The organism is Alloalcanivorax venustensis ISO4 (assembly GCF_015356855.1).
GTDB classification, from domain to species: Bacteria; Pseudomonadota; Gammaproteobacteria; order Pseudomonadales; family Alcanivoracaceae; genus Alloalcanivorax; species Alloalcanivorax venustensis.
Genome location: NZ_ARXR01000008.1, coordinates 17,436 through 30,573, shown reverse-complemented (window position 1 = coordinate 30,573; position 13,138 = coordinate 17,436). Strand labels below are relative to the sequence as shown.

Genomic DNA, 13,138 nt, shown 5'->3' with positions numbered 1-13,138 from the left:
GCGTTGCATCACAGTGTGAGGCGCGGCGTTTACTCGGTGATTTCGGACAACTTGCGCAGCACCACTTCGCCGTCGACCACTTCGGCGATCTGCGGGTCGGCGCCCAGGTTGCCGGCTTCGTCGATGCCGTCCACGTCGTAGGGGTTGTGCTCCACGGACACTTTATCCATGGCGGACGCGATGGCCGCGCGGATCGCCTTGGCGTCGTCCACGGTGCCGGCTTCCTGCATCGCCTGGGCGATCAGGTACATGGCGAAGTAGTTGTACGCGGTTTCGGAGGTGGCCACGCCGTTGTGGTCTTCCTGCCACTTCTTGAGGAATAGCTTGGCGCCTTCGTTCTCGTACTTGTCCAGGGGTACCACGCCCACGGAGCCTTCCAGGGACTTGATGCCGCCGGATACCTTGGCCACTTCGTCCATCTTGGCCTGGTCCATCAGGATGAAGCCGCCCTTGAAGCCCAGTTCGCGGGCCTGACGCACCACCAGGCCGGTGGGCTCGGAGGCACCGCCGACGAACATGACGTCGGGATCTTCGGACAGCACCTTGCTGACGCCGGTGTAGAAGTCCGCGGACTTGTTGTAGTCCATCGGGTTCATGGCCGCGACTTCGCCGCCCAGCTCACGCCATACCGGCACGAACTCCTTGGTCCAATACTTGGCGTAGTCGTGGGTGGCGTTGGCGACACCCAGTTTGTTGCCGAAGCGGTCCATGGTGATGCGCGAGAACGGCTCGATGTAGTCGGTGAAGTTGGGCGGAATCTTCACGGTCAGCTTGTTGCCCTTGGAGGTCACCGCCGGCACGGAGGTGTAGGACATCACCAGGAAGCCGTCACGCTCGTTGAACGCCTGCAGGGCGAAGGTGCCGCCGGAGTGCGGGGTGAAGATCACCGGCGCGTTGTACTGCTGCACCAGACGCTTGCCGTTCACGGCCGCCTGGCTGGGCGAGTACTTGTCGTCCAGGGCCTGGATGTTGATGGTGTACTCTTCGCCATCGACGGTAATGCCGCCGGCGGCGTTGATTTCCTCGGCGGCCATGCGCAGGCCTTCCAGGGTGTTCTCACCGTACAGGGCGGCACCGCCGCTGAGCGGGCCGGTGAAGCCGATGTTCACTTCGTCGGCATGGGCCGCGCCACCGATGGCGAGGGCTACGGCGCTGGCGGCGGCCAGGCGACGGAAGGATTTCAATACTTTCATGCTCTTTCTCTCCCTTTCTTTATTGTTTGGGATGTGGTCGGAAATTAAGTGTGTTGCACGGCGCCCTCAGGCGCCGATGTAAGCTTTGCGTACTTCTTCGTTACCCAGCATGGCGTCGCGGTCGCCTTCCATCACCAGACGGCCGTTCTCCATCACGTAGGCTCGGGTCGCGATTTTCAGTGCCGCGAACGCGTTCTGCTCCGCCAGCAGCACCGAGGTGCCTTCCTTGTTGATGGTCTGCACGGCTTCGAACACCTGCTTGACCACCAGCGGCGCCAGACCCAGCGACGGCTCATCCAGCAGCAGCAGCTTGGGACGGCCCATCAGGGCGCGGCCGATCGCCACCATCTGCTGCTGACCGCCACTCAGGGAACCGGCGGGCTGATCCTTTTTCTCGTCTAAAATGGGGAACATTGCAAGGACATGCTCAAGGGTTTTTTTCATACCCGCCTTATCGCGGCGGTGTACGTAGCCCCCCAGCCAGAGATTTTTCAGCACTGACATTTCGGGAAACAGCTTGCGGCCTTCCGGGCACTGCACCACGCCGGCCTGCACCAGCGCGGAGGGTTTGCGGCCGGTCACGTCCTCGCCGTTCAGGCTGATCTTGCCGGCGGACGCCTTGAGCAAACCGCTGATGGTGTTGAACAGGGTGCTCTTGCCGGCGCCGTTGGCGCCCAGCAGCACCACCAGCTCGCCCTGCTCCACGCTCATGGAAACGCCGTCCAGGGCCTTGAAGCTGTCGTACTTGGCGTCCACGTTCTCAAGCTTCAACATCTTCTTCACTCCCCAGATAAGCTTCGATGACCACCGGATTGGTCTTGATCTGTTCCGGCGTGCCTTCGGCGATCTTCTCGCCGTGGTCCAACACCATGATCTTGTCGGCCAGGCTCATGATCATGTCCATTTTGTGCTCGATCAGGCACACGGTGATGCCGTGGTCGACCATTTTGCGAATCAGCGCCGCCAGGTTTTCGGTCTCTTCCGGGTTGATGCCGCCGGCGGGCTCGTCGAGCAGCACCAGTTCCGGATCGGTGGCCATGGCCAGCGCGAACGCCACCCGCTTGCGCTCTTCCTGGGTGGTGTCGGCGATGTAGCGGTGGCCGATGTGGCTGAGACCGACGAAGTCCAGCACCTCGGCGGCTTTCGCCCGGCACTTCTTCTCTTCGTCGCGCAGCCGCTTGGAGTTGATGATCACGTCCCAGAGCCGCGATTGGGTACGCAGCCGGTGACCGACGATCAGGTTATCCAGCACCGTGGACTGCTCGAACAGCTTGGTGGTCTGGAAGGTCCGCGCGATACCGAGACGGGCAATGCGGTCCGGCGCCATGCCGGTGACGTCCATGCCGTTGAACTCGATGCTGCCGGAGGTGGGCGGCATGGCGCCGGCCACCAGGTTGAAGAAGGTGGTCTTGCCGGCGCCGTTGGGGCCGATGATCGCGTTGATCTGGCCGGCGGCGAATTCCACGCTCACGTCGTTGACCGCGGCCAGGCCGCCGAAGCGCTTGGTGAGATTATTGATCTTAAGCATTGTCGCTGGCCTCCTTGGACGAAGTGGCGCTGTCGCCGACACGGGTCTGGCCTTCTTTGGCCGGCGCTTTGCTCGCCAGACGGCGGCCGCGCCAGGTCAGGAAGGTGCCGACCACGCCCTTGGGCATAAAGATCACCAGCAATACCAGCATCGGACCGAAGACGATCATCCGATACTCCTCGAAGGACTGCACCGCCTGGGTCAGCCAGGTGATCGCCATGGTGCCCACCAGCGGGCCCATCAGGGTGCCGATACCGCCCACCAGCAGGTAGGTGATGATGTCGAAGGTGTGCACCACCTCGGCTTCCGCCGGGCCGATAAAGCGCACCACACCGGCGTACAGGCCACCGGCGAGGCCGGCGTAGACGGTGGAGAGCACGAACGCCAGGACCTTGTTGCGCATCAGGTTGATGCCCAGGGACTGGGCCAGGTCGTCACTGATACGAATCGCCAGGAAGGTGCGGCCCACCAGGGAGCTGGAAATCCGGCTCACCAGCACGATCGCCAGCACCAGGAAGAACAGCACCAGGTAGTAGAACGGAATGGTGCGGGTGAAATCGATCAGCCCGAAGCCTTCCGGCGGCGCGATGTTGATGATGCCCAGGGAACCGTGGGTGAGCGCTTCCCACTTATCCAGCAGCAGGTAGATGATGAAGCCCACGCACAGGGTAAAGATGGCGAAGTAGTGTTCCTTGAGACGCAGGGACACGATGCCCACCAGGAAACCGAACACCGCCGAGAACACGCCGGAGGCGACAAAGGCGGGCCAGAACGCCCAGCCGTGATCCACGGTGAGGATCGCCACCACATAGGCGCCGATGGCGAAGAAGCCGCCGTGGGCCAGGTTCAACTGGCCGCAGAAGCCGGTGATGATGTTCAGGCCGTACACGGCGATGGCCCAGATAAAGGCCAGAGCCATCACGTAGATCTGGTATTCGCTGCCCGCGATCAGCGGGAAAATCAGGGCGAACGCCAACAGCACCACTTTCATGGCCGGGCTGGCGAAGAAGTTGGCAATGCGATCCATTAGCGCACCCCCTTGGTGAACAGGCCGGTGGGCTTGATGGAGAGAATCACCACCAGCAGAACAAAGGCAATCAGATCCTTATAGGTGCTGGAGACGTAGTAGCCGCCCAGCGCTTCGGCGAAGCCGATGATCAGACCGCCGACGATAGCGCCGGGGATGCTGCCCATGCCGCCGAGAATAATGATCACGAAGGCCTTCATGATCACCAGGTGGCCCATGGCCGGGTACACCAGGTTGATCGGCGCGAACAGGCTGGCGCCCACCGCCGCCAGGAAACCGGCGATGGCGAAGGTCATCATGGCCACGCGGTTGGCGTCGATGCCGACCAGGAAGGCGCCTTCCCGGTTCTGCGCCATGGCGATGATCGTGGAGCCGGTCATGGTCTTCTTCAGGTACAGGTGCAGCGCGCCCATGATCGAGAAGGCGCCGACAATGATCAGCAGCCGCTGGGCCGGCAGCACCAGGCCGCCGAACTCGAGGATGCCGGTGTAGGGGGTCGGCATGCGGCGGAAATCGGAACCCCAGTGCATCTGCACCACCGCTTCCAGGAACAACAGGATGCCGATGGCGGCGATCTTGTCGTGGATCGGCGGCGCGTGCCGCAGCGGGTGGAAGACCAGGCGTTCACAGAGCACCGACAGCACGGCCACGAAAAGGCCGGCGCCGAGCATGGCGATCCAGTAGTTGAGCCCCAGATCCACCATGATGTAGTAACTGATGTAGGCGCCCACCATGTAGAGAGCACCGTGGGCAAAGTTGGGAACGTGCAAAATGCCGTACACCAGGGTCAGACCCAGGGCCACGAGGCCGTAGATGCTGCCCAGGGTGAGGCCATTAAGCGCTTGCTGAAGAAACGCGTCCAAGGCTGAGCCTCCTGTTCGTTTTATTTAAGAAACAACCTCCCAGCGAGCGGCGAGGTCCCATCCGCGTCGGTCGAACTGCGGGAAGTTGTTTCAGGTTTTTTGGATTTCTTGGAATTGTCAGGCTTCTTTTTTCTGGTCAGCCCATTCCTCTTCCTGCATCGCACGCCACATCACCTTGCCGGTGGGCGAGCGCGGCAGCTCATCGCGGAACTCGACGATCTGAGGCACCTTGTAGGCGGCCATCTGTTCCTTGCACCAGGCGATGATCTCGTCTTCGCTGACCTTGCCCTTGTGGTCGGCGGCCAGCACCACACAGGCTTTCACGGTTTCGCCGCGGCGCTCGTGGGGTGCGGAGATGACACAGCTTTCCTGGATCGCGGGATGCCGGTACATAAGACTTTCGACCTCGGCGGGCCAAACTTTAAAACCGGACGCATTGATCATGCGTTTCACCCGGTCGACGATGAAGAAGTAGCCCTCTTCGTCGTAGTAGCCCATGTCGCCGGTGCGGAAGAAACGTTCGCCGTCGATTTCGATGAAGGCTTTCTGGGTTTCCAAGGGGCGGTTCCAGTAACCCTGGAAGATCTGCGGCCCGCGGGAGATGATCTCGCCCACTTCGCCGACGCCCATTTCCTTGCCGGTGTCCACGTCGATCACCCGTGAATCCACGTCAAAGACCGGAATGCCCAGACACTGCTTTTTGGGTTTTTCGGAGGGGTTGATATGGGTAGCGGCGATGGTTTCGGACAGGCCGTACCCTTCGATGTAACGCAGACCGGTAAGCTTGAACAGCTTATCGGACACCGCTTCGGGCATGGCCGCCCCGCCGCCGCCGATGTTCTCGAGGCTGGAGAGGTCGAAGCTTTCCACGTCCGGGTCGGAAAGCAGATCGATGGCCATGGTGACGATGTTGGTCCAGCTGGTGACCCGGTAGCGCTCGATCAGCTTGGCCGCGGTGCGGCGATCCCAGCGGGTCATCAGCACGATGCAGGAGCCCAGGAAGATGGGGCCGTTCATGGCGCCCTGCATGCCGGTGACGTGGAAATACGGCAGCGTCGACAGGGTCACGCCCTCGCGGCCGCCGCCGGAGCGCCAGGCGGCGCCGTGCACGCAGGTGGCCATCACCGAGCGATGGGTGTGCATGCAGCCCTTGGGCGCGCCGGTAGTGCCGGAGCTGTAGGGGAACACGGCCAGATCGTCCGGGCCCACCAGCAGTTCACCGGGCTGGTGACCGGCGCCCAGGGCGTCGCCCCAGGCGATGGTGCCGGCGGTGGTCAGCGGCTGTGCCGGGGCGGCCACTTCGGCGGGCAGCTCCAGGTCGGTCTGCGGGTGAATGTAGTCGCTGTAGGCGGCGACGATCACGTGGCGCAGACGCTCATGACCGATCAGCGGCTCGATGTGCGGGAACACTTCCTGGCTGCAGATACACACGGAGGCCTGGGTGTCCTGCAGGTAGTGCTCGAGCTCGGCGCTGCGGTTCATCGGGTTGATCGGCACGACAATGGCGTTGGCGCGCAGAATGGCGTAGTAACCGATGATGAACTGCGGTGCGTTCTGCATGAACAGCATCACCCGGTCGCCTTTTTCCACGCCCAGGTGCTGCAGTTCGCCGGCCAGGGCGTCCACCTGCTGCTTGAGTTCCCGGTAGGTGATGGGCGCATCGTAGTAGATGATCGCGTTCTCATCCGGGTAGCGCAGAGCGGAAATTTCGAGGTTGCTGTAAAGGCTGGTTTCCGGAAGCTTGAGCTGGTGAGGCAGCCCCTCCGGCCAGACGGCAAAATGCCGATCAAACATGCCTGTGCTCTCCCTTGAATTGTTGTAAGGCCCGCGGAGACGCGGACAGTACCGGACCCTGACCCGCGCTTTTGTTAACGCGGATACATAACCGATACTGAAGTTGACCAAGCGGTCAATCTGACATGGCGCCCCTGGGGCGTCAATACTATTTTGGAATATGGTTTCGCATTTGGCCCGTGGAAGCGGATCCTGTGGGAGCGGGCCCCGCCCGCGAAAGGGAGCGCAGCTCCCGGCAGGATGCCAGAGGCCATATTCCAGAGACGTCATCGGAGCCCCGCTTTCTTGGGTCTCTGGGATCCTGCCGGCAAGCGGAGCTTGCCTTTCGCGGGCAGGGCCCGCTCCTACAAGGTGCTTCGCTCTTACCTTAGCGGGGCAAAGGCCGGTCGCCTTGCTGGAAGCATTCATCCGCCAGCACGTCATCGCAGCGGGTGGGCTGCAGGGGCATCACCGAGATGTGCCCATCGCGCAGGGCGACCACGTCGGATTGCGGGTGGTCGATGCTGGACGGACGGCGCTCGAACGACAGCCAGTGGTAGGCCAGCCCGCGGCCGTCGGTGCCGTGCACCAGGCGCGGCCCGGCGATGCCGCCGCCGATCTGCCGGGTGAAGCGGCTGCCGCGCAGCTCCGCCACCGGCAGGTCGGGGAAGTTGATGTTCCAGCAGGCGCGCTGGTAGCCGTCGCGGTCGGCGCCGGCTTCCCACAGCTCGCGGATCAGACCGGCGGCGTAGCGGGTGGTGGGCGCGTAATCGATGGCGGCGCGGTCGACGAACGCCTGGCTCAGGGCGATGCCCGGCAGGCCCAGGTGGGCGGCGGCGAGCACCGCGCCGACGGTGCCCGAATACATCACCGAATCGCTCAGGTTGGCGCCGCAGTTGACGCCGGAGAGCACCAGATCCGGCGCCTCCTCCTCGAACCATTCCGCCATGGCGAACATCACGCAGTCCGCCGGCGTGCCGGACACCGCGAAGCGCCGCTCGCCGTGGTGGTAGACCCGCAGCGGCGTGTGCAGGGAAATGCCCTGCCCCACCCCGCTCTGGTCGTGCTCCGGCGCCACCACCCAGACTTCCTCGGCGAGCTGCGCGGCGATGTCCTCGGCGACCTTCAGGCCCGGCGCGTCGATGCCGTCATCATTGGTCAACAAAATCCTGCCAAACGGCTTCATATAAACCCCAAAAAAAGTTAATAGTTAACAGTTAATAGTGAATAGCGGGGCGGCTCCGTCGCTGTAGCCGTGCCACGGAGCCGCCCAACTTTTAACTGTTCACTGTTCACTGTTACTTGTATGTTCTTGCGATCTGCCAGCCGCGCTCGGCGATCAGCCCGGCCCGCTTGCCCACTTCCAGGGCGTTGCGGTTGCTGGCGTTGCCTTGCAGGGCGCGGGCGTAAACGCCTTGCAGAATAGCGGCGGAACGGAACAAGGCAAAGGCCAGGAACACCGGCCAGTCGTTGATGCCGTCGCGGCCGGCGCCTTCGCAGTAGCGCTGCAGCAGGCTCTGCTCGTCGGGGATGCCGCGGGCGCGCAGGTCCAGGCCGTCGAGGCCGCGCACACCGTTGACGCCGTGGGGCATGTGGTACGGCAGGCAGCAGTAGGCCAGGTCGGCGAGCGGGTGGCCGATGGTGGCCAGTTCCCAGTCGAGCACCGCCACCACGTCGGGGGTGCGGTTATCCACCAGCAGGTTGCCGAGGCGGAAGTCGCCGTGGGCGATGGCGGCGCTGTCGTCCTGGGGAATATTGTCCGCCAGCCACGCCATCAGGTTGTCCATGGCCGGCATTTCATCGGTCTTGGAGGCTTCGTACTGGGCGCTCCAGCGTTTCACCTGGCGCTCCACGTAGCCCTTGGGCTTGCCGAAATCGCCCAGGCCGGCGGCCTGGTAGTCGACGCTGTGCAGCTTGGCCAGGGTGTCGATCTTGTCGTTGTAGAGGTCGGCGCGCTGATCCTTGGGCAGGGCTTCCAGCTGCGGCTGGGTGAACACCCGGCCGGGCACGAAATCCATCACGTAGAAGCTGGTGCCGATCACGTCATCGTCTTCGCACAGCAGGTGCATGGCCGGCACCGGCACCTCGCTGTGTTCGCCGAGCGCCTTCATGACGCGGTATTCCCGGTCCACCTGGTGGGCGGACGGCAGCACCTTGCCCGGCGGCTTCTTGCGCAGCACGTACTCGCGGTCGCCGCTCTGCAGCAAGTAGGTGGGGTTGGACTGCCCGCCCTGGAACTGGCGCACCTTGAGCGCGCCGTCGAGCAGATTGTGCTGTTCCAGGTACTCGGCGAGACGCGCCTCATCCAGGCGGTGCGCCTCAAGCACAGGGACGATTTCCGGTTGACCTTCCATAACTCTTCCTCGAATCAAGTTCGCGGCGCCGCTGTGGGAGCGAGCCTGCTCGCGAAAGGGTGGCGAAGCCACCCGGCAGGATTCCAGAGACCTTGTTGGTAATCCGCTTTATAAAGCCTCTGGTATCCTGCCGGCCGGCGTTACCGGCCTTTCGCGGGCAGGGCCCGCTCCCACAAGAGCTGTTCCATAACGCCGGTCGCTAACAAATGGTTTCGCCGCCGTCGGCGACGATGGTCTGCCCGGTGACGTAGGCGCTGGCCGGGCTGGCCAGGAACAGCGCCACGCCGGCGATGTCCACCGGCTCGCCGATGCGCCGCACCGGGGTGCGCTCTTCGGCGCGCTGGCGGCGCACCGGGTCCTCGGTGAGCGCCTTGGCGAAGTCGGTGCGCACCAGGCCGGGGGCGATGCTGTTGACGCGGATGTTGCGCGGGCCCCACTCCACCGCCAGGTTGCGCGCCAGGGCCGCTTCGGCGGCCTTGGAGACGCCGTAGGTGCCGATGGTGGCGTTGCCGCGCAGGCCGGCGATGCTGGAAATAATAATCACGTTGCCGCCGCCGTTCTTGTCCATTTCCGGCAGTACCCGGTTGCACAGCCAGAAGGTGCCCTTGGCGTTGGTGTCCATGATCTTGTCCCAGGCCTCGTCGGTGAGCTCGGAGGTGGGACCGTAGACCGGGTTGGTGGCGGCGTTGCAGACCAGAATATCAATGCGGCCGAAGGCGGCCAGGGTCTCATCCACCAGGTTCATCAGGTCGTCTTTCTTGCCCACGTTGCAAGGCACGGCGATGGCCTCGCCGCCGGCGGCCTTGATCGCCTCGCAGACCTGGTGGCAGGGCTCCGGCTTGCGGCTGGAGATCACCACCTTGGCGCCCGCGGCGGCCATTTCCTCGGCGATGGCCTTGCCGATGCCCTTGGTGGAGCCGGTGATCAGGGCGACCTTGCCTTTCAGATCGAAGAGCTTGCTCATAGGGATCTCCTTCGGAGGGCTGCAAGCCTCAAGCTACAAGCGGCAAGCGGCCCCGTGCCGGCTTGTAGCTTGCGGCTCGTGGCTTGCAGCTGGTTTATCGGTAGCGGCCCAGTTCCAGCTTGGCGATGGAGTCCAGATGCACTTCGTCGGGGCCGTCGGCCAGCCGCAGGGTGCGCAGGTTGGCCCAGGCGCTGGCCAGGAAGGTGTCCTGGCAGACGCCCAGGGCGCCGTGCACCTGAATGGCGCGGTCGACCACGTTGGCGGCCATTTCCGGGGCGATCACTTTGATCATGGCGATTTCCTGGCGGGCCACCTTGTTGCCGACGGTGTCCATCATGTGCGCCGCTTTCAGGGTCATCAGCCGGGCCTGCTCGATCTCCAGGCGCGAGCGGGCGATGTTCTTGCGGATCGAGTCGAACTGGGACAGCTTGCGGCCGAACGCTTCGCGCTCTTCCACCCGCTTGCACATGGCTTCCAGGGCGCGCTCGGCGACGCCGATGGAGCGCATGCAGTGGTGGATACGGCCCGGGCCCAGGCGGCCCTGGGCGATTTCGAAGCCGCGGCCTTCGCCGAGAATCAGGTTGCTGGCCGGCACCCGCACGTCGGTGAAGGTGATTTCCGCGTGGCCCTTGGGGGCGTGGTCGTAGCCGAACACGTGCAGGGCGCGCTCGATCTTCACGCCGGGGGTGTCCAGCGGTACCAGAATCTGTGACTGCTGCTGGTGGCGCGGCGCGTCCGGGTCGCTCTTGCCCATCACGATGGCGATCTTGCACTCGCTGGACATGGCGCCGGAGGACCACCATTTGCGGCCGTTGATCACGTAGTCGTCGCCGTCACGCTTGATCTCGGTGCAGATGTTGGTGGCGTCGGACGAGGCCACCGCCGGTTCGGTCATCGAGAAGCAGGAGCGGATTTCGCCGTTGAGCAGCGGCTTGAGCCACTGTTCCTGCTGTTCCGGGGTGCCGTAGCGGGCCAGCACTTCCATATTGCCGGTGTCCGGCGCCGCGCAGTTGAAGATTTGCGGGGCGATGGCGCTGCGGCCCATCACTTCACACAGGTGGGCGTAGTCGTAGTTGCTGAGGCCGGCGCCGTGCTCGCTTTCCGGCAGGAACAGGTTCCAGAGCCCTTCGGCTTTGGCCTTGTTCTTCAGTTCCTTGATGATCGGCGGCGGGGTCCAGCGGTCGTCGCTGTTGCCGTGCTGTTCGGCGTAGACGGCCTCGGCGGGATACACGTGGGCGTCCATGAAGGCGACGAGCTGGTCATACAGGGCCTGGGCCCGGTCGGAAAGGGGCAACATCGGGGGGCTCTCCTCGAGGTTATCTCGTGTTTATTCTGGCATTCGAATCGGCCCCGAAATGTGGCATGACCGGATGGTCGCGTCAAATTTTTCGGAACGATGTTCCGAAATTACTGACCGGACAGGGAGGGGCATTCGCGCAGGCTGCCGAGGTAGCAGTCAACGAAGTGTTCGGCCTCGGCTTCCAGATCGAAGGAGTCGGGGATCAGCAGCCAGGTGTAGAGCATACCGGTCATCTGCACGTGCAACATGGTGATGGCACGCTCGATGTTGAGGGTGTCGGGCAGCTGGCCCTGGGCGATGGCGTTATTGAGGGTGCGGCGGATCTTGTCCGAGCCGTCCAGGTAGGTTTCCTGCTGGCGGGCCATGAGCGGGTCGGTCTGGGCGGTGAACTCGCATTTGTGGAAGATAATTTCAAACACGCGTTTCCGGCACGGATCTCGCACGGTATCGTGGAGCACGTAAACCAGCAGCTCGCGGAGCTTGCCCAGCGGGTCGGTCTCGTCCGGGCTTTCCGCCTGTTGGGAGAGGGACTCCATGGGCAGACGGTGCCGTTCGGTCATGGCGACGAAGACATCGTGCTTGTTCTTGAAGTGCCAGTAGATCGCACCACGGGTGACGCCCGCCTCCTCGGCGATGTCACTCAGGGAAGAGCGGGACACCCCTTTCTTGTGAAACACGCGCTCGGCGGCATCGATGATCTGCTCGCGGGTTTCGAGGGCTTCCGCCTTGGTGCGCCTGGCCATCGGCTGCTCCTGGGTCGTTCGTGGCTAAGGATTCATCCTTTATTCACTATACATACGTTTTTGAATGTATGTATACTCCCAAGCTGTTTTTCCATCCGCTTTTAATAGAAAAACCGAGGTTCCCATGCGCACAGCTCCGGTTGCTTTACCGATTGCCCTATTTCTCAGTCTCGCCCTCGCGGCCTGCGGCGGCGACGACCAGGCGGGCGGCGACCGGCCGCCGCCGGAAGCCGGCTTTATCACCGTTGAACCGGAGCCGTTCACCATCACCAGCGAGTTGCCCGGCCGCACCACCCCGCACCAGGTGGCCGAGGTGCGCCCGCAGGTCAACGGCATCATCGAAGAGCGGCTGTTCGAGGAAGGCCAGCTGGTGGAAAAAGGCGAGCCGCTCTACCGCATCGACGACAGCCTCTACCAGGCGGATGTGGAGAGCGCCCGGGCCGAGCTGGCGCGCGCCCAGGCGACCCTGAAGTCCACCCGGCTGCGCGCCCAGCGGTTCGAGAAGCTGCTGGATATGAAAGCGGTGAGCCAGCAGGAGTATGACGAGGCGGAAGCGGCACTGGGCGAAAACGAGGCCCAGGTGGCGGCGGCCCGGGCGGCGCTGAGCAGCGCCCGCACCAACCTGGACTACACCACCCTGGAAGCACCGATCAGCGGCCGCATCGGCCGTTCCACGGTGACCGCCGGGGCGCTGGTGACCGCCAACCAGGCGCAATCCCTGGCGACCATTCGTCAGCTGGACCCGATCTACGTGGACCTGACCCAGTCCGCCCGCGAGCTGCGCCGCCTGCGCCAGGCGCTGGAAAACGGCGAGCTGGAAAAGGTCGGCGAGGACAAAGCCCGGGTCACCCTGCTGATGGAAGACGGCAGCGAGTATCAGGAAGAAGGCGTGCTGCAGTTCTCCGAATACGCGGTGGAAGAAAGCACCGGCTCGGTGACCCTGCGGGCCCTGTTCCCCAACCCGGACGGCGACCTGCTGCCGGGCATGTTCGTGCGCGCCAAGCTGCCCGAGGGCGAGCGCAGCGAAGCGATTCTGGTGCCGCAGAAAGGCATCGCCCGGGACTCCACCGGCCAGGCCACGGCCATGGTGATCAATGAGAACGACCAGGTGGAGCGCCGCAACGTGACCACCGAGCGCGCGGTGGGCAACCGCTGGCTGATCGCCGAAGGGCTGAGCGGCGGCGACCGATTGGTGGTGGAGGGTCTGCAGAAGATCCAGCCGGGCATGACCGTAAAACCGGTGAAAGTGGACGAGGAAGACGCCGAAGCCGGCCCGCAAATGGAGAAAGGCGAAACCCCGCCGGAGCAGAAGCAGAAAGAGCAGCAGGAAGGGCTCGACGGCGAAAACCCGGCGTCCAGCGGCACCCAGTCGGGTGGCGGCGACAACCAGTAA

Annotated in this window: 12 protein-coding genes; 1 reads left to right on the top strand and 11 read right to left on the bottom strand. The window is 63.8% G+C overall.

The genetic code is table 11. From position 1 onward, the window contains the following. Window positions 1-29: 29 nt before the first annotated feature. The 11 genes from ISO4_RS06720 to ISO4_RS06670 all read right to left on the bottom strand — a co-directional run bounded on the left by ISO4_RS06720 (window position 30) and on the right by ISO4_RS06670 (window position 11,745). Entirely contained in the window at window positions 30-1,193 is a 1,164-nt protein-coding gene (locus tag ISO4_RS06720; RefSeq protein ID WP_194855621.1) for an ABC transporter substrate-binding protein, read from the bottom strand. Window positions 1,194-1,259: 66 nt separating this feature from the next. Next, on the bottom strand, window positions 1,260-1,967 hold the full coding sequence (locus ISO4_RS06715) for an ABC transporter ATP-binding protein (protein ID WP_142948369.1): 708 nt from the start codon (window positions 1,965-1,967) through the stop codon (window positions 1,260-1,262). Next, window positions 1,954-2,721 (bottom strand): ABC transporter ATP-binding protein, encoded by a 768-nt coding sequence (locus ISO4_RS06710; protein WP_142948368.1) that lies wholly within the window; start codon window positions 2,719-2,721, stop codon window positions 1,954-1,956. Before ISO4_RS06710 ends, ISO4_RS06715 begins: the two co-directional genes overlap by 14 nt. Further along, the gene (locus ISO4_RS06705; RefSeq protein WP_194855620.1) at window positions 2,714-3,748 is read right to left on the bottom strand and encodes a branched-chain amino acid ABC transporter permease; all 1,035 of its coding nucleotides are present in this window, start codon (window positions 3,746-3,748) and stop codon (window positions 2,714-2,716) included. The genes ISO4_RS06710 and ISO4_RS06705 overlap by 8 nt, the downstream gene beginning before the upstream one ends. Beyond that, on the bottom strand, window positions 3,748-4,611 hold the full coding sequence (locus ISO4_RS06700; protein WP_142948366.1) for a branched-chain amino acid ABC transporter permease: 864 nt from the start codon (window positions 4,609-4,611) through the stop codon (window positions 3,748-3,750). Before ISO4_RS06700 ends, ISO4_RS06705 begins: the two co-directional genes overlap by 1 nt. Before the next feature lie 117 nt (window positions 4,612-4,728). Next, complete coding sequence (locus tag ISO4_RS06695; RefSeq protein WP_194855619.1) at window positions 4,729-6,405, bottom strand: long-chain fatty acid--CoA ligase; 1,677 nt, start codon at window positions 6,403-6,405, stop codon at window positions 4,729-4,731. 367 nt (window positions 6,406-6,772) lie between these two features. Then, window positions 6,773-7,546, bottom strand: a complete 774-nt coding sequence (gene surE, locus ISO4_RS06690; protein WP_267254087.1) for a 5'/3'-nucleotidase SurE — start codon at window positions 7,544-7,546, stop codon at window positions 6,773-6,775. Window positions 7,547-7,682: 136 nt separating this feature from the next. Next, window positions 7,683-8,738 carry a phosphotransferase family protein gene (locus ISO4_RS06685; RefSeq protein WP_194855617.1) on the bottom strand — a complete coding sequence of 352 codons (1,056 nt, stop codon included), beginning with the start codon at window positions 8,736-8,738 and terminating at the stop codon, window positions 7,683-7,685. A 199-nt stretch (window positions 8,739-8,937) separates the two neighbouring features. Beyond that, the gene (locus ISO4_RS06680) at window positions 8,938-9,702 is read right to left on the bottom strand and encodes an SDR family NAD(P)-dependent oxidoreductase (protein WP_194855616.1); all 765 of its coding nucleotides are present in this window, start codon (window positions 9,700-9,702) and stop codon (window positions 8,938-8,940) included. 94 nt (window positions 9,703-9,796) lie between these two features. Then, window positions 9,797-10,999, bottom strand: coding sequence for an acyl-CoA dehydrogenase family protein (locus tag ISO4_RS06675; protein ID WP_194855615.1), 1,203 nt, complete (start codon window positions 10,997-10,999; stop codon window positions 9,797-9,799). 110 nt (window positions 11,000-11,109) lie between these two features. Further along, complete coding sequence (locus ISO4_RS06670; protein ID WP_067610008.1) at window positions 11,110-11,745, bottom strand: TetR family transcriptional regulator; 636 nt, start codon at window positions 11,743-11,745, stop codon at window positions 11,110-11,112. 124 nt (window positions 11,746-11,869) lie between these two features. Between ISO4_RS06670 and ISO4_RS06665 the strand changes: the two genes are divergently transcribed. Continuing rightward, a complete protein-coding gene (locus ISO4_RS06665; RefSeq protein ID WP_194855614.1) occupies window positions 11,870-13,138 on the top strand; it encodes an efflux RND transporter periplasmic adaptor subunit in 1,269 nt (422 codons plus the stop codon).

Excerpts from the sequence above, each read along its gene's own strand:
- ISO4_RS06710 (WP_142948368.1), bottom strand. The coding sequence starts at position 2,721 with ATGCTTAAGATCAATAATCTCACCAAGCGCTTCGGCGGCCTGGCCGCG.
- ISO4_RS06720 (WP_194855621.1), bottom strand. The coding sequence starts at position 1,193 with ATGAAAGTATTGAAATCCTTCCGTCGCCTGGCCGCCGCCAGCGCCGTA.
- ISO4_RS06670 (WP_067610008.1), bottom strand. The coding sequence starts at position 11,745 with ATGGCCAGGCGCACCAAGGCGGAAGCCCTCGAAACCCGCGAGCAGATC.
- ISO4_RS06685 (WP_194855617.1), bottom strand. The coding sequence starts at position 8,738 with ATGGAAGGTCAACCGGAAATCGTCCCTGTGCTTGAGGCGCACCGCCTG.
- ISO4_RS06705 (WP_194855620.1), bottom strand. The coding sequence starts at position 3,748 with ATGGATCGCATTGCCAACTTCTTCGCCAGCCCGGCCATGAAAGTGGTG.
- ISO4_RS06665 (WP_194855614.1), top strand. The coding sequence starts at position 11,870 with ATGCGCACAGCTCCGGTTGCTTTACCGATTGCCCTATTTCTCAGTCTC.
- ISO4_RS06715 (WP_142948369.1), bottom strand. The coding sequence starts at position 1,967 with ATGTTGAAGCTTGAGAACGTGGACGCCAAGTACGACAGCTTCAAGGCC.
- ISO4_RS06675 (WP_194855615.1), bottom strand. The coding sequence starts at position 10,999 with ATGTTGCCCCTTTCCGACCGGGCCCAGGCCCTGTATGACCAGCTCGTC.
- ISO4_RS06680 (WP_194855616.1), bottom strand. The coding sequence starts at position 9,702 with ATGAGCAAGCTCTTCGATCTGAAAGGCAAGGTCGCCCTGATCACCGGC.
- ISO4_RS06695 (WP_194855619.1), bottom strand. The coding sequence starts at position 6,405 with ATGTTTGATCGGCATTTTGCCGTCTGGCCGGAGGGGCTGCCTCACCAG.